Raw genomic sequence first — 17,838 nt, 5'->3', positions numbered from 1 at the left:
CTTTCCCTTTTGTCATATCATAGACATATCAATGAGAGTTACCGCTTACATACGTCAGAAAGATACATCGAAGAACGACCTTGACAGCCGTGCTTCGGTGTACTTCCGTGTCCGTGACAAAGGGCTTGATGTCAAGTGCGCAAGCGAACTTCAGATCAATCCCAATCACTGGAGCCAAGAACGACAGGGCTACAAGAGCCGTGTCAATCTTGTGGATGACGATACCAGAAACCTCTTTGACTCACAGGTCAAGGAGATTACAGGTATCATAACCAGGGAATACTATATCGGAGCAAACTCCGACTGGCTAAGACGACTGATATTTGCCTATCACCACCCCAATGCCTATTGCATGGGCAGTGGCATGGCGGTAAGCAAATCCTTTGTCATCTGGGCAGAGAGGTACCTTCAGAACAAGCATTTCGGCAAGCATCAGGAGTGCAACACCCGATGCCTGATTGACAAGGTTACTCGTTTTGAGGATGAACACAAACACCCGATGAACATTGACAGCATGACTGCCGATGATCTTCGTGTGTTTGCGGATTTCCTGTCTTCTGACTATGACATATCTATGAATACCATCGTCACTAACATGACCTTGATGCGTACCGTCTGCAACTGGGTACGAAAGCAGGGAGTCACAAACAATGACCCCTTCTTTGGCTATGACATGCCCAAGGCACTCTATGGCACTCCATATTTCCTGACCATTCAGGAGCGTGACCAAGTTCTGGATGCAGACCTAACGGATGATGCAGAACTTGCTGAGTATCGTGATATGTTCGTGTTTCAGTGTATGGTCGGATGCCGTCATAGTGATCTTGTGACCTTCACCCCCAAGAACATTATTGACGGTGTTCTGGAATATATCCCCATCAAGACCAAGGGCAAGTTAGGTGACGTTGTAAGGGTTCCTCTTATCCCCAAGGCTATGGCTATCCTTGATGGCCATGACCATGGTGATGATGAACCAATCTTCCCCAAGCATTATAACTTCAAGTTCAACGATGCTATCCGTAGAATCTTGAAGCGTGCCAAGGTAAATCGTGTTGTCACTGTGATTAACCCTAAGACACGGATTGAAGAGAAGAAGCCAATCTCAGATGTGGCTACCTCTCATCTTGCACGAAGGACTTTTATCGGTAATCTTTACCGCATGGTCAAAGACCCTGATTTGGTTGCTTCTATGTCTGGTCATGCCAAAGGCAGCGTTGCTTTTGCCCGATACCGAGTCATTGATGATGACATGAAGAAATCCCTGGTTGAACTTATCCAGTGATTCTCTTCTTTTTGATGGCATATTCCTTTTCCCTTTATTCGGTTACATTTCAATAATATCATAGACTATGGACGATAAAAAATTACATCGTTGCTTCACTTTCTCTGAAGAGCAGTTGAAGCATCTTCGAAGCAAGAAGTACAAGATTGACCGTATGGAATGCTTCATGTCGCTTGTGGATCTTGCCGAGCCAGTTCCAAAACTTGTGCAAATCAGCAAGACCAAGCAAGTAGAAATCTTGGCAGGTCAAGTTATGGTTGACAATACCCAACTTGCCAAACTCTGGGACAAAGACCGCAAGACGGTTCCAAAGCTGTTGGATGCTATGGAGGCTGTGGGCATTTTCTCTTCTCAGGAAGTGGAAGATAACCGCATCTACACCCTTCATTGTCTCTCAGGCTGGTATGTTGATGCCAAGTTCGTGTCGAATGCCTTTGCCTTAAAGCGCAATAACGACAGTACGGCAATCATCCATGCGGAAGTTCCTGCCTCCAAGGTCATCATCACTGAGGATCCTGATGACAAGAAGAAGGACAAGGAAGGTTCTGCTTCTGCCGATGACAAATCCAATGACTCTGCCGAGGGCAACAATCCTCAGACAACTGGCAATGTGTCGCACCAATCACCACAATCTAATGATAGTGGCAATGTGGGTAAGTCTGGAGCAGATGGCAACAAGTCACCATCACCTCCTGAAAACAATTCCCCGCAGTCTGCTGACAGCCCTTCTCCCCAAGGTGAAGCCGATGGCAAGCAGAATGAAGGGAAGCAGCATGAGCAGATACCTTCTCAGCAAGGAGGACAGCAGCCACAACAGCCTAACGGCAATCAAAGACCGCCTTTCAACGGCTATCAGAAGCCTAACGGCTACTACAACCAGAACGGCAACAAATAGCCGTCTGAGGACTCAGGAATGCGACCTGCACCGCCAAACCATCCCAAAGGACGTTTACCGATACAGGACAACACGGCAAGCCGAAACGACTTTCTAAGCCCTGACGGGAACTTAGCAGGTAAAAGGACCGATTTTTAAGAGGTACTTTTCGAGAAATCCTTTTGTACTACATTATTTGTGACCAAATTTATGCAGTCCTAAAAGTTTCTCGGGCTACTCGCAGGCTCGCAGACCTATGTCCTTCTTTTTTACTGATTTATATTCATCCCTTTAATCATATTCAAAGATATGGCTAAGAAAAAGAAGATTATCAAGAAGACACCCACAAGGGTGCATTCCTTCCGCTGTACCGATAAGGACTGGAAGGAACTGAAAAAACTCGCTAAGGAATGTGGTATGAGCATAGGCAAGTATCTCGTTGAGACTGGCAAGAAGCATCACCCACGTCAGCGACTCACTCCAGAGGAAAGCAAAGCCCTGAACTCTCTGACTGAGGCACGTACCGACTTGATAAAAGTCCGCAGTAAGTTGCACGATGCTTCACCCGAGGAAAAGCAGAAGATGTTCAGATCTCCAAAGTTCATGAAGTGGTGGATTGAAGCCGTTGAACGACTCATCAAACACTGGTATAGCATTGAAGACAACCTTACTTCTCCTGTACTGACCAAAGTTCAAGAAGACGAATGATTATACTCGCAAGACCAGTAGCCTATGGCGGCAATGCCGCAAGGTACGCAATGGAGAAGGAGGATGCAACCGTGGTCAAGGTGAACCACATGCCTGACTATCTCGATGCCACCGAAATCTGGTATCGGATGAAGCATCACTGCCAGTTGCATCAACAGGACAGGACTGTTGGGCGAAAGTTGGAACGCTTCATGACCACGTTTGTACTCTCCCCATCCAAGGAAGAGTCAGAGAACTATACCTTGGATGACTGGGCAAACCTCGCTGATGAAGGATTGGAAGCTTTGGATTCAGTCGGACTTTTACCCAAAGGCTTTAAGGAGAAGGTCAAGACCAATTTCCGCAATTCTATGAGTGTTGCTGCCTTGCATCGGGATTCCAAGTCTGGAACCCTTCACCTGCATCTTGACTGTTGCCGTGTGGATAATGACGGCAAGACCAACGATGTTCACGATGTTCACATCAGAGCAATAAGGGCTGCGGAAATTATCAACGCAAGGCATGGTTGGGAGCAACCTCAGGAGGTTCGTGAAATGCGCCAACAAGATATAGCGGAGTTTTGCGAATATACCCTTCAGAAGATGGATAGTTTCGACATTGACCGTTACTTTGATATGCTTCGCATGAGAGGCTATGAGGTCAATCCAAGGTATGACACTACTAACTGCAAACTTGTGGGCTACACCATCGGCAAGAATGCCTCAGTGTTCAAGGCTTCTGCCATCGGTCGAAAGTTCATGGTATCACAGCTTGAAGCCACATGGAAGAAGATGCATCCTAAGCCTACTCAGGTCAAGATGCGACCTGCTTCACCTTCCGTTTCACCGGCTCGCCCTGCTCGCCATGTTGCTCAGACAACGAAACCTACCCAGTCCAATTCTAAGCCATTGCCAGTTGCTACCAAGACTGCCTTCAATGTCAATGTTAGCGGTGAAATGAAGAGAATCTATATTCCGAACACGGTCAAGGACATCTTCCTCAATGAGGTTCAGGTTCCTGATTCTGATATGACTGCATCAAGAGAGGACATTTCTCATGTAGGTATGCTTCTCTTCCTTGATATGATTGATGCAGCAACAACCGTGTCCGAATCTTGTGGCGGTGGTGGTTCTGCTCCTTCCTCTGGTTGGGGTAAGGATGATGACGAAGACGAGCGTGAGCGGGCTCGCCGTTGCCTCCAGATGGCTCATGCCATGTGCAAGCCACCGCAGAAAAGACGTTCATTCCACCGTTAGACAAATCCTACATATCAATGAGAAGAACAAAACATGTAGAAGAACTCATCGAAGATGACGAGCAGAAGCCTGACTTCGATGACATGATGAACGAAGTCCAGGAAGAGATTGAAGAGCATGATGCCGAGGATGCTGTTGTCAGTCGTGCGCCTGAACTCAGGCAGTTGAGTGAGAACATTGACAAAGCGACCAACACTTGGATCAATGCAACTCTTCAACTGGAGTCTGCCATCCGTAAGTACAATTCAGCTCAGACTGCTCTTGGCAATGCCGTTGACACTATCAGTGGTAAGGTTGACACCATCAATACCCACATTGACAATGTTCTGAAGGATGCCCCAACCAAGTTGAAGGTTTCAGTCAGAGTCGATGATGTTGACTGGAAGAAGATTCAGGACATGTTCGACAAACAACATGAATGGATGACCACTCAGATGCAGAAGCATATCCGTGAGGTCAATCAAATGTTTTATGAAGAACGTAGAAGGGTTCAGGAAAGGTACAAGGAGTACGACGGAACCTACCTCGGACACTATGTGCAGTATTTCTTCTGGTTCTTCTTTGTCCTTGGACTCGTTATTTTCGGCTTGGCTATCTTCCTGATGCTCGACAGTCACTACCACTGGACGAAGTAATCTAATGTTTATACCCTCCAAAATCCCTACGAAACTTGGCATAGTCTAAGTTTGTAGGGATATTTTTTTTCTTGAAAACGTCATTTTCTTGAAAATGTGCACTATTGCCCGTTGTGGGAGCCAGATAGCATGAGTAACTTTGCACCGTCAAAATAAACGAGTGTAAACCTAATTGTTATAAAGTAAGCATTCCGTAAACCACGTATAGATGGTTATGGAATACTTTTTATATAGTCCGCTAAATGGGAATTTACAATTCTGATATACTTCAGATGTAGGTTGCCGTTTCTAAAGCAATATAAAGTTTGTTTAAACTATGGTTGGCATTGTTCAAGCCTTTGGCTTCATATCCATTTGTATCCAAAATGTCACCTGTTTCAAAAAAAGCATACAACTTCAAATTGTAGAAGTCGCACACAGATTGAACTCCAGCCAATTCCATTTCTACAGCGATGCACCCTTCTTCCATACGTTTGCGTACAAGTCCTTTTGTTTCTCTGATCATCGAATCTGTCGTCCATATTTTACCTGTAATATATGGTACAGATAATTTGTCGAAAATTATGGAAAGTTCCTTGCTTGCGGCTATATCAATATAGTCGGATGGTGCTGCAAAATAATATGAACACCCGTCCCCTCTGTAACTTTGTGTCGGTATGATAAATCTACCTTGTGTGGTTGTACGGTCAAGACTGCCACAGGAACCGAACATAATGAACTTTGATGCTCCAGTTAGCCAGCTTGCAAGATGACATTGAGAGGATGCTACTGCTGAACCTATTCCTGACAGGTAGAAAGTTATCGTAACTCCTTTATAAGTTGTTTTATAGATATGCGTATCGCCATTGCAAGCCGGCATAGTTGCAATAATTTCAGATTCGTAGGAATCAAGTAAATGCCGATGAATCTCCTTCGAGAATATTATCAGGCATATATCTGCAAAATCTCCACGTCTGCCGTAGAAATCAAACAGATTGATCATTGGTTCAGTTTCAATATCATAACTATCAGTAATCATAGCATATTGAATCAGATGTGAGTTTTATATTGCTCCGGTATCTCAAGATTGAAAGTTCTGCATAATAACAGGACGTCGTGGACATCATTTTCATCGTATTCATATCCAAGATGGAACTGTACCTGTGCCTCCGGGTTTATGCATGTTACCTCAATATTCCCGATATTTCCTTTACCTGAGAAAGTTTCGCTTGGGAAAGTGTATCCGTCATATAGAATTCCATCTTCGACATATTCGAAACAATGCAGATCGATTATTCTTCCGTTGTCATCTTTCCAGACAGTATGGCTATCGGTCGTATAGTCCATTACAACTTCTCTGTATCCCTTCCAGGTAATCACGGATATGGCCTTACCATAGTCTTTCTTCTCTACGAACAGATCGATGTCGTTATGTATTCTTGTTTCTCTGCCTATAAGTGCATCGACACCCCAACCGCCGTCCAGAAACACCTTTACAGATGCTTCAGACAGCATTTCAAGAATCTCACATGCATCAAAATAAGTGACCATAAAATTGCAATTAAAATAAACTTTGGTGCAAAGTTAATAAAATTCCGTGAGACTAAAGAGACTTATACGTAGAAAGTTAAACATACAACTGTATTTTCGCAGAAAATACTATAAAATGCCACCTGAAAAGCCCACTTTTCGTGCACATTTTTCCAACTAAAGCCATTTTTTCAACCTGATTGCTGAAACGACAATAAGGTTCACAATACCTGATTTTGCACCTTCAGGAACGCAGCACAAAATGATAGAAAATGAAAATTTCCGTTCATTTCCGTGTTAAGATATGTTAAGCAGATGTTTTCATTTTGGGGTTTTTGAAATTTTTGTTTCCAGTTTGTTTCTTTTGGTACTTTTTGCTTTTTGGGAGTGTTGATATTCAGCACTTTACAATTCGGAAGCAGATTCTCAAGAAGAGCATCATGATGCTCGTGGGTGCTTGCATCTTCCTGATTGCAGCAGCCCAGGCTCTGCCTCTGTTCTTCGGCATCGGTGGTGAATGATGACTGGTGCAGAACATCTCGATTACCAAGTTTTCAAGGGGCTTCAGCGGCCTCTTGAATTCTTGGGTTTTCAGGGACGCTACATCTACTGGGCTGCGGGAACGGCTGGCGGTGCCATCGTCGCGTTCATCATCGGCTATGTGGCCATCGGCTTCGTCGCTGCCCTGATCTTGTGTACGGCTGTCCTCGCCTTTGGCGGTGTGATGACATTCCTGAAACAGCGGAAGGGTCTGCACTCCAAGAATGAGGAGAAAGGTGTGTTCGTGCTGCGTCGGACGAGGGAGTTTTAGTATCTCTCAGACATAGACGGACACGGAGTGAAAGGAGGAATATAAACAGAGAATAACAGAATGACATTAATAGTAATCTTAGGTTTTATTTTGTTTCTTGCCGGAATGGCCGTCAGCGTCTATGCCTTTGGCACCGGCGGCAAGCGTGCCAATACGTTCAAGGACATTTATTTCTCGATAGAAGATGTGGATGGGGTAGGGGTTCTGTACACCAAGACGGGCGAGTATTCGGCCATCCTGAAGATGGAGAACCCTGTGCAGAAGTACAGTGCCGACACGGACTGTTACTATGACTTCACGAACCTGATGACGGCGGTAGTCCAGACACTTGGCGAGGGCTATGCGCTACATAAGCAGGACGTGTTTGTGAGGAAGAGCTTCGACGGTCGCGCCCTGCAAGTCAGCGACAGCGGCAAGTTCCTCTCCAATGCCTATTTCCGCTTCTTCAATGGCCGTCCCTATATTGAGGGATGCACGTATCTGGTCATCACGCAGGAAAGCAAGAAAAGTGCGTTGCTGAGCTATGACAATAGCAAGTGGCGCGACTTCCTGGTCAAGATCCGCAAGGTGGCCGACCAGCTGCACGATGGCGGCATCAAGAGTGCCGAGTTCCTGAACGTGCAACAGGCCCGTGAGTATGCCGACCGCTTCTTTGCCCTGAACTTCCGCGATGCCCATTTCTCGATGACCAACTTCAAGGTGGACAGCGAAGCCATTCACATGGGCACTCGCCAGTGCAAAGTCTACAGTCTGCTGGATGTCGATTCCGTCGGACTGCCCGGTGTGCTGCGTCCTTACGTCGATATGACAGTGAACAATGCCGTGATGCCCGTTGACCTGATGAGCGAGATAGACCATATCCCCGATGTGGACACGGTTGTCTATAACCAGGTCATCTTCCTGCCCAATCAGAAGCGTGAGCTGGCATTGCTCGACAAGAAGAAGAACCGTCATGCGAGCATTCCCAATCCATCAAACCAGATGGCCGTCGAGGACATCAAGCAGGTGCAGGAGGTGATAGCACGAGAGGGAAAACAGCTCGTCTATGCTCACTATAACCTCATTGTGGCGATGGATGCCCAGAAAGATATGCAGAAGGTGACCAACCATCTGGAGAATATCTTCAGCCGTCAGGGCATCCATATCTCGAAACGTGCCTTCAACCAGCTTGAACTCTTTGTGGCCTCGTTCCCTGGCAATGTATATCGTCTCAGTCAGGACTACGACCGTTTCCTGACACTTTCGGATGCTGCCTTGTGCCTGATGTACAAGGAGCGTCAGACGCATGGTGACGATACGCCCGTGAAGTGTTACTATACTGACCGTCAGGGTGTGCCGATGCCTATCGACACCACAGGTAAGGAAGGAAAGATAAAGTACACCAACAACTCGAACTTCTTTGTTCTTGGCCCGTCTGGTAGCGGTAAGTCGTTCTTCATGCATGTCATATGGACTAAAACGCATCGAAAAGAACTCCAAACAAAACTTAGAGAAACGTCATAAATAGCTCATTTTCAATACATATTCATTAACATAACGCTCCAACCGCCTATTGCGAGTTTCATCCGTTTATAGTAATTTTGTACCACGGTTGTACCATGGGCAGAGGGACACACGGTTCTTAATGAGGGTTCTTATTTCCTCTTATTTCCCCTTGTTTCCTCTTAAAAGTTTCCGTCAAGGACCATCCCCCATGAGTCACTGCAAAATTCAAAAATAACGGTAAAAATGAATACTACAACTCGCATTCCAATCGTGCTGATGTCCGTAGAGGAAACAGCGCAGGCAGTAAGCATCAGCGTCAAGACAGTACGCAGTCTTATTCGTCAAGGCAGGCTAAGAGCCGTAAATTTCGGTACACGCATGACCAGGATCTATTTGCAAGACCTTCTTGAAATAGCCAAGGGACAAGGTTATCAGGTGGTTCTCCCTTCTTCCCTATCGTTAGAAGGAGCAACGTCCAAGAAAGCACAGAGGCTAAAAGATGCCGAGACTGGCTCAGTCAACAAGTTGGCAAAGTGTCGCAAGACTCCCAGGGCTGGTGAAAGAGCACCTGATGGAGTAACCCACGACACCCATTACACAATGGCAGAGGTGTTGAGCACCTTTAATATCAAGTATGGAAGATTCTATGAAGTCCGCAATCGTTACCAACTCCAGTCAGTTCACGCATGGGGAACGACCTGCTTCAAGAAAGAAGACGTGGAAAGGGTTATCGGGCTTTATAATGAAGAACAGGGTAAGAACATTTCCGATGACTGGTACACCTGCTTCGACATCATGAAACTCTACGGATTAGGCAAGACACAGGTACGCAGATTTGCGGAGACCCATGGAGTGAGAATCCGAAAGTTCAAAGGCGGAAGAGCCAACTACTATCTGAAAGCAGACTGGGAGGCTGCACGCAAGAAGGCAGAGAAAAGCAGTACTACGACCAAGGCAAAACGGAAGTGAGACACAAGTCAAGAGATGGTTCAAACAAACTCATATACGACCCATGCCGTTGCAATTGCTATGCAGCACCCATCCATGTCGGTCGAAACAAACCCACAACGCAGAGTAACGGATATAAGACAAAAAACGCATCCAATACCTGCTTTTAGTCTGATTTTGAGCGTAAAATCATACTCAAAAGCAAATTCAGGTTAAATTCAGGCTGTATTTGAAGCCATCTTTGCTTTTCTCTTTTCACGGCAATCTAACTTTGCATCGGATTTGAGAGTTAAAGCGTTGCGACCATGGCTATTCGCATCCACAGATACACATCGGTAAGAATAATAAAAGAATAACAATATGACGAACATTTGTACAAAGGTCACCGTGCGGAAACGACCTATCAAGAACGGACAGACTTCCCTCTATCTGGATTTCTATCCTCCAATCCGCAACCCGAAGACAGGCAAGCTCTCACGCAGGGAGTACCTTGGTCTTTACATCTACACCAACCCTGTTGAACGCTTTCAGCAGGAGTACAACAAAAGTATGATTCAGAAAGCGGAAATCATCAAGTGCCGCAGGACTGAGTCCATCATCAATGAGGAGTATGGCTTCCTCGACCGCAACAAGGGCAAGGAGAGCTTCTTGGAATATTTCAAGAACCTCATGATTGAGCGTGGCAGCAGCCAGAACTGGGCAACCGCCTACATGCACTTCCACAATTACACGCATGGCGAGTGCCGCTTCTGCGACCTTACCGTTCCGTACTGCCAGGGATTCCTCGACTACCTGTTGTCGGATGCCTGTATGCACAACGGCAAGCGCATGATGGGAACAACAGCCAACAACAACCTTACCAAGTTGAAGTGCATCCTTGCCATCGCATACGAGGACGGACTGCTCAAAGAGAATATCGCCAAGAAACTTGTGCGTGCCAAGGCTCATGGCAACAAGCGGCAGTTCCTCACCAAGGAAGAGTTGTTGCAGTTGTCTCAGACTCCTTGCAAGAGTGATGTCCTTCGCCGTGCAGGTCTCTTCTCCTGCCTTACAGGTCTTCGCCTTTCTGACTGCATCAGACTCCAGTGGGAGAATATCGTCAAGTTGGCTGATGGCGGCTGGGGAATGGACATTATCACAAAGAAGACTTCCACCGCTGCAATCCTGCCTATCAGCGAAGAGGCTTTGCAGCTCTGTGGCGAGCGAAGCACTGGACAGGTGTTCAAGAATCTCACGAACAGTACAGTGGCATTGTATCTCAAACCGTGGATAAAGGCTTCCGGCATCGAGAAACACATCACCTTCCACTGCTTCCGTCATACCTTTGCCACCTTGCAGTTGGCAGAGGGAACGGACATCTACACCGTGAGCAAGCTGCTTACCCATAGCAATCTTGCCACTACTCAGGTGTATGCCGATGTGGTGGACGAACTCAAACGTGATGCGGCAGAACGTATCTCGCTCAAAATACCAACAAAGGAAGAGAGTGACCAGACATAAGTGAAAAACATAATCAGGATAACAAATGGAAGAAAACAAATCATTATCGTTCGACCAACTGCCCAGTGCAGTTGGCGAACTTCTGACAAAGGTCAATACGATGATGACTCGTCTTGATGACATTGGTCAGAGAATAGGCAATGCTCCGAGCGAGAATGACCATGTTCTTATGGACATCAGAGAGGCAAGTGCCTTCGTCCGAAAGAAAGTCTCATCGCTTTATGCTTACACATCTGAAAGGCGCATTCCTTTCTACAAGAGAGGGAACACGCTCTACTTCTTCAAAGACCAGCTGATAAAATGGATTGAGGCAGGTGGCTCATGGGACAAGCCTTACGAATCGACCCAGGAGGAACAGGCAGACTTCGAGGCTCATCTGGCAATGTTGCAGAAAAGCAAGAAGAACAAGCCTGCCTCCATGAAGAGGGTCAAGGGCGAGAAAAATCCTGATGGGGAAGAATGGCATGACGGATAAGAGAATCATGTAATCTACTTTTTACGAAAGGGGAAAGAGAAACTATTCATTCTTTCTTTGCTGAGTAATCCGTTTCACTAATAATCAGTTTTTCAAGATGAGTAACCAAAGCATAAAATACGGAATCCTGCTGACCAAGGAACAGCTCGATTTCTTGAAGGATGACAGGCAGGGCTTCCACCGCATGACCGCCTTCGGCACTTTTGTATCAATGGCATCCACCAAGCCAAGTGTTTATCTGAAGACAGGCTTCTCCGCTTCTCTCTCCATCGGGCAGTTTGCCATCTCTACCGTTGAGCTGTCTGCCCTTTGGAAGTGTGACCGCAAGACAGCGGCAAAGGTGGTGGAACTGTTCAATCAGGTGGGCATCCTCTCAACCGAGAGGAACAACCGCACCTCCATACATACGATACTATGCATCGCCTTCTGGTACGTTGACGGCATCAAGGAAGCCATCAAGAACCCCTTCTACAACCGTCAATCCGTGACTTCCGCCACCCAAGAGGAATCGGTGTCCAATGTCCCATCCGATACCGCTTGCTCTTCGGAAGGCAATCTTTCCAATGGCATAGGTCAGCAGAAAGACAGCAGCGTCAATCCTGCCACTACTGACATTCTGCAGCCCCATGTTCCTGCCTCTTATAATACCTCTTCCCCTTTCGTTAATTCTCATGTTATCGGGGATGGACTTTCAGATCCTTCTCCGATACCACAAGACTTCAAACAAAGGGAAAAGGAAGGTGATGACCATTTTGAGTATGAGGTTGGACAGCCGTCAGAAGATGACTGCAATCAAGGAGAAGGGGCATCACCCATTGAGTTGCTGCCGTCTCCTGTCTATGATGACGAGGGCAACCTCTTGCAGCCACCGCCCCATGAAGGACGATGCGAGGATCACACGGAGAGACATGGCGCGCATATCACCCCAAGTCACTCATGATGTCATCTCTACTTTTCCCTTATTTCGACTATTGACGTTCCCGACAGGCAAGCTATCCAGAAGCCGCTACCTCTATTAGCCGTAGTTTTTTTTCGGAGGTCTAAACAAGAAGTACCAGTGTCAGACGGTTTCGCTTCGCCCACCGCTTCCTACTGGCATTCTTGAATGTTCGCAGGCTCACATTGGCTGTCCTGTTATATCAAGTATAAACTTTATAAACCCCATCTACAATGACAAAAGACAAGAATAACAACACGGAGAAAACCTCAAAGAAGAGACCTCCGAAGACCAGACACATTGACGTTCGTTTCACAGAAGAACACTACGACTTGGTAGTACATAATGCCCGACTGTCAGGCAGGAGCAAGAGCACATATCTTCATGACTTAGGCATCGGACACAAGCCATCCCTACCCATGACCGCAGAGCAGGAGGAAGCCTTGAAGGGCTTAATCGGGGCAAGGTCTGAACTGGTTTATGTGCGCAATGCGCTTCATGCCCTGCCACAGACCGAGAGACTAAAACTCTTCAAGAGAGCCGACTTCATGGAACGTTGGCTTCAAGGCATCAACACCCTGATAGAGGAATTGAGCCGCATTAGAGACAAATTCTTGGATATGTTATGATAGCAAAAGCGTCAGCAATTCAGCATGGTCAGGCAATGACCAATTACGCAACCAAAAACAATCGCGCGGACATCGTCAAGACCAACCATCTCAGCGAGGGTCTGCCGCCGATGGGCATGTGGGACGAGATGGTGCTGCATCAGTCCATGTTCAAGCAGAGGTATGCCAAGAAGCCCATCGAACTGACGTCCATCCGCTTTGAGCTTTCCCCATCTGAGGAGGAGGCACGTAACTGGACTATGGAGGACTGGAGAAGATTCCTTGACGAGTTCATTCGTGAGATGGATGGTATCTCCAAGGTGAACCACATCGGCAAGAAGAAAGGCAAGGCTGCAACTTCGGTCAAGCCGACCAACATAGCCAACTCACAATATTTTGCCGCCCTTCACCGTGACTCCAAGAGTGGCATTCCCCACCTGCATCTGGTGGTGAACCGCATCGACATGGACGGTAATCTCAATGATGTGAAGTTCATCGGTGAGCGTGCCGTGATGGCTGCGAAAGCCATCAATCAGCGTCATGGTTGGAAGGATGCCATGGATATTCGTCAGGAACGCATTGCAGAGGTGACCAAAGCCTGTATGGATGTGCTGCGTTCAATGCCGTTCTTTGATTGGGATGAATATGCCGACCGATTGAGGGCAAAGGGATATGACATCGAGCTTATCCGTGACAAGAATGGTCAAGGCAGGGTGCATGGCTACCGCTTCAAGTTCGGAAAAACTACCATCAAGGCTTCCGAACTGGGTGTAGGAAGGAATCTCACCGCATCGAAAATCGGGAATACCTTCCGCAAGCTGCACCCTCAGCCAACACCTGTTGCAGTTGGTCAAAGACCTTCTCCTTCTGTTTCAAACGCTACCACATTGGACAGCAGAAATACGGCATCGCAAGGTGGTCTGTCTCGTACAAGCAATGTTGCCAAACCTGACCTTCCTGCCGGATTGAGAAAGATTATTGAAGTCGATGGTGAGCGTTTCAGCATAGTCATGCCGAGAACTGCTTACGACACGATGAACAGTTGTATCGAAGTTCCCGAGAATGGATCCGCAAGCCACACTGACATTCTGAATGTAGCCATGCTGCTCTTCATGAACTACCTTGATGCTGCCACATCGATGTCTGAGTCATGTGGTGGCGGTGGCAGTCCTGGCAGTGGCTGGGGACGTGATAAGGACGATGATGACCGTGAATGGGCAAGACGTTGCGCAATGCAAGCAAACACACTCTGCAAGCCGATAAAGAGAGGCATGAAACGATAACTTTTCAAACAAGAACGGTATGGGAAGAAACAAGAAAGATGCCACACAGGATGTGCTTAACCTGTACAATCAGATGCAGGAGGACGAGAACATCGAGAGTGGCAAGGAAGAAATCAAAGTGACCCTGAAAGAGATTGAATCAGCCAAGAAAGCACTCTATGAGGCAAAGGAGGAACTGGGCAATGCCTATCGGAGGTTGGAATCAACGAAAGTGGCACTTATGGCTGCCCACAGGAGCACGGACAACATCGTGGATAGTATATGCCATGCCATAGTCAAGGCAGAGCAGAGCAACCTCAAAGTCGGCATCAACGATGAAGGAGTTGCCCAGTTGGATAAGCGGAACAACACCGCCATTTCTGCTTTCAAGCAAGCCCTTGACGAGCATGAGAAGCGGATAAACGACCTGTTCACTCACCAGCAGAAAGAGCTTAAACGAATCCGCAATATCGAGGAGGGTGCATACTTCAACGGTAGCACCTATGCCTGGATGTTCGGCTTGGCTTTCCTAAGTTGGTCTATCATCTTTGTTGAAATCACCATTTGGATATGCATCACACTTTTTTAGAAAACTCAAAACATCAGAATCATGACAGACAACGAATACAGCAAGGCAAGAAAAGCCGCTGTTGATGCCCTTATCTACTGGGCAAAGACAGGCATGAGAGAGTTCACCATGCGTGACGCAGTAAACGACTATCTGGAGGCGAGCGGTGCTAACCGCCCCTCCATCGGTGGCGAATAGACCATCCTTGCACACAGAAAAAATGCAGCCAACCGACGGGCTGACTGGAAACTGAGCTTGCGGGTCGGTTTCGACATCTTTGACTTGTAGTCGAATGTCTGAAGACGGTGACGGGTATAGCGATAATAGAATACATTCTCCATGTCCTTGTCGGCATAGGTGGCGAGTTCTATCGGCAAAAGACTGTTCAGGTCGTTGCCAATAGTAATACCCTCAATGTCGCTGCCCGAGGAGTGACTGATCTTCATTCGGCTGCCTTCATTCACAGCCAGACGGTCGCGGCCGCTGCTGTCAGCCACACGTCCCAACTTCATCACAGCCTCATGAAGCTGCGGATAGCGGTCCTGCAAACGGATAAGACTCAGCCGGCGCATAAACTCAGACTCCGACCACCTGCCATCCATCATCTTCCATGCCTGTACAGCCTGCTCGTCGCTGACGCTCTCGTCTTTCAGCGTCTTGTGGACATCTTCGAACATCCGCTGAAGATTCTGCTTCATATTGGTGCCGCGTCCGGCAATATGCTTTTCTTCCTCTTGCCTTAGATGCTCGGTGATACTCTTGCCCCAGTCGTCAAGCAGCTTGTCTTTTTTCTCCTGAGTTATCTGATCACTGAACATACGCCTGTAGAACTCACCGTCGAAGCCATCGTCTTCATGTTTCTCACCGATGGAAGAAATCCATTTCTGCCAATGATCCTGTTTTCCCTGACTCAGATTCTCCACCTCCCCCATCTTATTTGCCTCGACACGCATTGTCTGTGAGAGAAACGCCTGGTGGTGCATGCAATCAACAATAAACCGTCCTACTGTGGTAAAAAAGATCTTGACACACATCTGGCTCGAGAGTACTCGGACCTTCACCTCCGGATCACTCATCAGTCTGGCAAGATACTGCAGCATCGGGTCTTTGTACTCGCGCCACGGCTCATCTTCGGGCCATGCAATTCCCTGTCCGGCTATCTCTCCGGTCTCACAAAAATAGTTGAGCATGCTGAAGTAATAAGACAGTTCCTTGCTGTTCCCGCTGTAGTTCTGCGTGAACCGTGCAAAGTACTTCTCTCCGGCAGTGAGCATGTCACTGTCTTCCAGCTTGAGATGATCAGATAAATCAGTCATAGAGCTTCTGTGTGTCCTGTCGCGTGAATGCTACATCACGATAGATTTCCCTTACGTACTCCCCCACTCTCTTCTTGTCGTCCTCGGCAATGAAGAGGTTGTCGCTGATACGTTTCTCCATTTCCTTCAGGTCATCAGCGAGAGCGTCTATCTCCTGCTCGTAGTTGCGTCCGATGTCCTGCAGTTCTGCCCCTAACGGGAGCTTCATCTCTTTCGTCTTCTCAATGGCATAGCAGTCACCGAGAATATAGACATGGTCGTCATCACGGTTGAGCATGACGGGAGCACTACCAAGCGGAGCACCGAAGGAGCCGTCATAGGTGCGGAGAATATTAACGTTCTTACGCTTGCTGTCCTGATAAAGAATACCCTCCATATCCAGTTCATCCGTACCATGCTGTGGCAGACTCTGATAGTCGCAGGCCATGATATAGCAGTCACCCTCCGGGTAACCGACAAGCTTGTAATAGAACTCATCATAGAGCTTCTTATCCGCATCACGCTCGATCTTTCGACTGGAGATGCGGTTGGCTGCTCTTGCAGCCCGGGCAATCTTGATATCTCCCCCCAATGCCTTTTTCATTTTCGCCAAGCGCTCACTGAAGGACATGAAGGTTCCACGGATGACGATACGCCGTATCTCATCCCGCTCCTCCGGCTCTTGCCACAGACAGTTGTAAACCGGCAGAAGATCCTCCGGCTCCACCGACTCTCTGTCCTGAAGGAAGGCTGACGTACGAAGCAGGTTGACGATCTTTTTCCAGCGGCGGTCACTGACATAAACGGACCGGCGCTCATCGGTACCATCAATGGCAACGGACTGCAGTGACTTGCGGATCTGATGGATGATATGAAGGGCATCCTGACTCACGCCAATCTTACTGATTCTCTTATGCCAGTTGGTATATTCGTCATTGGTTATCAGTAACTCAGAAGGGACAGTGATTTCCTCGTTGCCATCATCCAGCAGCATCTTGTCGAAGTTATCGTCCTGTTTGATGCTCTTGCTTTCCAGGCGGATGATGAGACGGTCCCAAAGCGCCTCCAGTCCTTCGCCCTGTGCCGGCAGCTCGTTGCTGGCTGCAATGAGCAGTTTCAGCGGCAGGCTGACAAGTCGGTTGCCGTTACGGAAGACCTTCTCGTTGATAACCGTGAGCAAGGTGTTCTGGATCGCCGGTCCGGCTTTCCATATTTCATCGAGAAAGACGACATCGGCTGTAGGGAGATAGCCTTCGGTGACACGCTCGTAATCGTCGGAGTCCTTCAGTTTACTGATGCTCACGGGACCGAAGATCTCGTCGGGCGTAGAGAACCTCGACATGAGATACTCAAAAGAGCGGGCACCGGCAAAAGCTTTCGACAGCCTTCGTGCCACCATGCTCTTTGCCACACCCGGAGGGCCAAGCAGGATGATGCTCTCCCCGGCCACAGCTGCCAACAGTGACAAGGCTAACTCGTTTTCCTTCTCATAGATGCCCTTGTTCAGTGCATCGAGAAGCTGTTCTATCCGTTTCTTTATCATACTGATTTATGTCCCGAACTCAATGAAATTCTACCTATCAATACTATATATGCTTTTACAAAGATACACAATTTCTGAATTATCAGCAATGGTAAGGCCTCAAAATAAAGCGTCTTGAGAAATAATACGTATAAAACTTGCGCGCTATTATATAAATAGCACT

General features: G+C 47.4%; 18 protein-coding genes and 2 pseudogenes. 16 read left to right on the top strand and 4 right to left on the bottom strand.

Going from position 1 to position 17,838, the window contains the following annotated elements; translation table 11 throughout:
- Positions 1-31 precede the first annotated feature (31 nt).
- The 5 genes from CIK89_RS04985 to CIK89_RS04965 all read left to right on the top strand — a co-directional run bounded on the left by CIK89_RS04985 (position 32) and on the right by CIK89_RS04965 (position 4,734).
- On the top strand, positions 32-1,282 hold the full coding sequence (locus CIK89_RS04985; RefSeq protein ID WP_094390309.1) for a site-specific integrase: 1,251 nt from the start codon (positions 32-34) through the stop codon (positions 1,280-1,282).
- A 67-nt stretch (positions 1,283-1,349) separates the two neighbouring features.
- A complete protein-coding gene (locus tag CIK89_RS04980; RefSeq protein ID WP_005812835.1) occupies positions 1,350-2,177 on the top strand; it encodes a hypothetical protein in 828 nt (275 codons plus the stop codon).
- Between the two features lie 288 nt (positions 2,178-2,465).
- A complete protein-coding gene (locus tag CIK89_RS04975; RefSeq protein ID WP_005812832.1) occupies positions 2,466-2,864 on the top strand; it encodes a hypothetical protein in 399 nt (132 codons plus the stop codon).
- Positions 2,861-4,099, top strand: a complete 1,239-nt coding sequence (locus CIK89_RS04970) for a hypothetical protein (RefSeq protein ID WP_006743467.1) — start codon at positions 2,861-2,863, stop codon at positions 4,097-4,099. Before CIK89_RS04975 ends, CIK89_RS04970 begins: the two co-directional genes overlap by 4 nt.
- Positions 4,100-4,116: 17 nt before the next feature.
- A complete protein-coding gene (locus CIK89_RS04965; protein WP_005812828.1) occupies positions 4,117-4,734 on the top strand; it encodes a hypothetical protein in 618 nt (205 codons plus the stop codon).
- Positions 4,735-5,002: 268 nt separating this feature from the next.
- Here CIK89_RS04965 and CIK89_RS04960 read toward each other — a convergent pair whose 3' ends face one another.
- Both CIK89_RS04960 and CIK89_RS04955 read right to left on the bottom strand, forming a co-directional pair.
- A complete protein-coding gene (locus CIK89_RS04960) occupies positions 5,003-5,752 on the bottom strand; it encodes a nucleoside phosphorylase (protein WP_006743466.1) in 750 nt (249 codons plus the stop codon).
- Positions 5,753-5,763: 11 nt separating this feature from the next.
- On the bottom strand, positions 5,764-6,264 hold the full coding sequence (locus tag CIK89_RS04955; RefSeq protein ID WP_006743465.1) for a nucleotidyltransferase domain-containing protein: 501 nt from the start codon (positions 6,262-6,264) through the stop codon (positions 5,764-5,766).
- A gap of 395 nt (positions 6,265-6,659) precedes the next feature.
- Here CIK89_RS04955 and CIK89_RS04950 point away from each other — a divergent pair.
- From CIK89_RS04950 to CIK89_RS13480, 11 genes and pseudogenes are all read left to right on the top strand, one after another.
- Positions 6,660-6,764: pseudogene (locus tag CIK89_RS04950) on the top strand (DUF4134 family protein); the annotation flags it as partial.
- Complete coding sequence (locus tag CIK89_RS04945; RefSeq protein ID WP_094390307.1) at positions 6,761-7,054, top strand: DUF4133 domain-containing protein; 294 nt, start codon at positions 6,761-6,763, stop codon at positions 7,052-7,054. The pseudogene CIK89_RS04950 and the gene CIK89_RS04945, both read left to right, overlap by 4 nt.
- 60 nt (positions 7,055-7,114) lie before the next feature.
- Positions 7,115-8,551: pseudogene (locus CIK89_RS04940) on the top strand (conjugal transfer protein TraG); the annotation flags it as partial.
- 231 nt (positions 8,552-8,782) lie between these two features.
- Positions 8,783-9,508, top strand: coding sequence for a helix-turn-helix domain-containing protein (locus CIK89_RS04935; protein ID WP_048317560.1), 726 nt, complete (start codon positions 8,783-8,785; stop codon positions 9,506-9,508).
- 339 nt (positions 9,509-9,847) lie between these two features.
- Entirely contained in the window at positions 9,848-10,987 is a 1,140-nt protein-coding gene (locus CIK89_RS04930) for a site-specific integrase (RefSeq protein ID WP_048317558.1), read from the top strand.
- Positions 10,988-11,012: 25 nt separating this feature from the next.
- Positions 11,013-11,462 (top strand): helix-turn-helix domain-containing protein, encoded by a 450-nt coding sequence (locus tag CIK89_RS04925; RefSeq protein ID WP_048317556.1) that lies wholly within the window; start codon positions 11,013-11,015, stop codon positions 11,460-11,462.
- A gap of 97 nt (positions 11,463-11,559) precedes the next feature.
- The gene (locus tag CIK89_RS04920; RefSeq protein WP_048317554.1) at positions 11,560-12,402 is read left to right on the top strand and encodes a hypothetical protein; all 843 of its coding nucleotides are present in this window, start codon (positions 11,560-11,562) and stop codon (positions 12,400-12,402) included.
- Between the two features lie 230 nt (positions 12,403-12,632).
- Positions 12,633-13,028 carry a hypothetical protein gene (locus CIK89_RS04915; protein WP_049129886.1) on the top strand — a complete coding sequence of 132 codons (396 nt, stop codon included), beginning with the start codon at positions 12,633-12,635 and terminating at the stop codon, positions 13,026-13,028.
- A complete protein-coding gene (locus tag CIK89_RS04910) occupies positions 13,025-14,290 on the top strand; it encodes a relaxase/mobilization nuclease domain-containing protein (protein WP_048317550.1) in 1,266 nt (421 codons plus the stop codon). The genes CIK89_RS04915 and CIK89_RS04910 overlap by 4 nt, the downstream gene beginning before the upstream one ends.
- Positions 14,291-14,309: 19 nt before the next feature.
- On the top strand, positions 14,310-14,858 hold the full coding sequence (locus CIK89_RS04905) for a hypothetical protein (protein WP_048317548.1): 549 nt from the start codon (positions 14,310-14,312) through the stop codon (positions 14,856-14,858).
- Between the two features lie 21 nt (positions 14,859-14,879).
- Positions 14,880-15,035 carry a hypothetical protein gene (locus tag CIK89_RS13480; RefSeq protein ID WP_153093198.1) on the top strand — a complete coding sequence of 52 codons (156 nt, stop codon included), beginning with the start codon at positions 14,880-14,882 and terminating at the stop codon, positions 15,033-15,035.
- Here the strand turns inward: CIK89_RS13480 and CIK89_RS04900 are convergent.
- Together CIK89_RS04900 and CIK89_RS04895 are read right to left on the bottom strand one after the other, a co-directional pair.
- A complete protein-coding gene (locus tag CIK89_RS04900) occupies positions 14,987-16,153 on the bottom strand; it encodes a hypothetical protein (RefSeq protein ID WP_094388424.1) in 1,167 nt (388 codons plus the stop codon). The genes CIK89_RS13480 and CIK89_RS04900 overlap by 49 nt on opposite strands.
- On the bottom strand, positions 16,146-17,675 hold the full coding sequence (locus tag CIK89_RS04895; RefSeq protein WP_094390305.1) for an AAA family ATPase: 1,530 nt from the start codon (positions 17,673-17,675) through the stop codon (positions 16,146-16,148). The genes CIK89_RS04900 and CIK89_RS04895 overlap by 8 nt, the downstream gene beginning before the upstream one ends.
- Between the last annotated feature and the right edge of the window lie 163 nt (positions 17,676-17,838).

This window comes from Prevotella sp. P4-119 (assembly GCF_002251345.1).
Taxonomy (GTDB): domain Bacteria; phylum Bacteroidota; class Bacteroidia; order Bacteroidales; family Bacteroidaceae; genus Prevotella.
This window is presented reverse-complemented; position numbering and strand designations above follow the sequence as displayed.

Bases quoted from the DNA above. Each gene is read 5' to 3' on its own strand.
- CIK89_RS04935 (WP_048317560.1), top strand. From the start codon at position 8,783: ATGAATACTACAACTCGCATTCCAATCGTGCTGATGTCCGTAGAGGAA.
- CIK89_RS04910 (WP_048317550.1), top strand. From the start codon at position 13,025: ATGATAGCAAAAGCGTCAGCAATTCAGCATGGTCAGGCAATGACCAAT.
- CIK89_RS04915 (WP_049129886.1), top strand. From the start codon at position 12,633: ATGACAAAAGACAAGAATAACAACACGGAGAAAACCTCAAAGAAGAGA.
- CIK89_RS04980 (WP_005812835.1), top strand. From the start codon at position 1,350: ATGGACGATAAAAAATTACATCGTTGCTTCACTTTCTCTGAAGAGCAG.
- CIK89_RS04945 (WP_094390307.1), top strand. From the start codon at position 6,761: ATGATGACTGGTGCAGAACATCTCGATTACCAAGTTTTCAAGGGGCTT.
- CIK89_RS04970 (WP_006743467.1), top strand. From the start codon at position 2,861: ATGATTATACTCGCAAGACCAGTAGCCTATGGCGGCAATGCCGCAAGG.
- CIK89_RS13480 (WP_153093198.1), top strand. From the start codon at position 14,880: ATGACAGACAACGAATACAGCAAGGCAAGAAAAGCCGCTGTTGATGCC.
- CIK89_RS04920 (WP_048317554.1), top strand. From the start codon at position 11,560: ATGAGTAACCAAAGCATAAAATACGGAATCCTGCTGACCAAGGAACAG.
- CIK89_RS04975 (WP_005812832.1), top strand. From the start codon at position 2,466: ATGGCTAAGAAAAAGAAGATTATCAAGAAGACACCCACAAGGGTGCAT.
- CIK89_RS04925 (WP_048317556.1), top strand. From the start codon at position 11,013: ATGGAAGAAAACAAATCATTATCGTTCGACCAACTGCCCAGTGCAGTT.
- CIK89_RS04985 (WP_094390309.1), top strand. From the start codon at position 32: ATGAGAGTTACCGCTTACATACGTCAGAAAGATACATCGAAGAACGAC.
- CIK89_RS04930 (WP_048317558.1), top strand. From the start codon at position 9,848: ATGACGAACATTTGTACAAAGGTCACCGTGCGGAAACGACCTATCAAG.
- CIK89_RS04955 (WP_006743465.1), bottom strand. From the start codon at position 6,264: ATGGTCACTTATTTTGATGCATGTGAGATTCTTGAAATGCTGTCTGAA.
- CIK89_RS04895 (WP_094390305.1), bottom strand. From the start codon at position 17,675: ATGATAAAGAAACGGATAGAACAGCTTCTCGATGCACTGAACAAGGGC.
- CIK89_RS04960 (WP_006743466.1), bottom strand. From the start codon at position 5,752: ATGATTACTGATAGTTATGATATTGAAACTGAACCAATGATCAATCTG.
- CIK89_RS04900 (WP_094388424.1), bottom strand. From the start codon at position 16,153: ATGACTGATTTATCTGATCATCTCAAGCTGGAAGACAGTGACATGCTC.
- CIK89_RS04905 (WP_048317548.1), top strand. From the start codon at position 14,310: ATGGGAAGAAACAAGAAAGATGCCACACAGGATGTGCTTAACCTGTAC.
- CIK89_RS04965 (WP_005812828.1), top strand. From the start codon at position 4,117: ATGAGAAGAACAAAACATGTAGAAGAACTCATCGAAGATGACGAGCAG.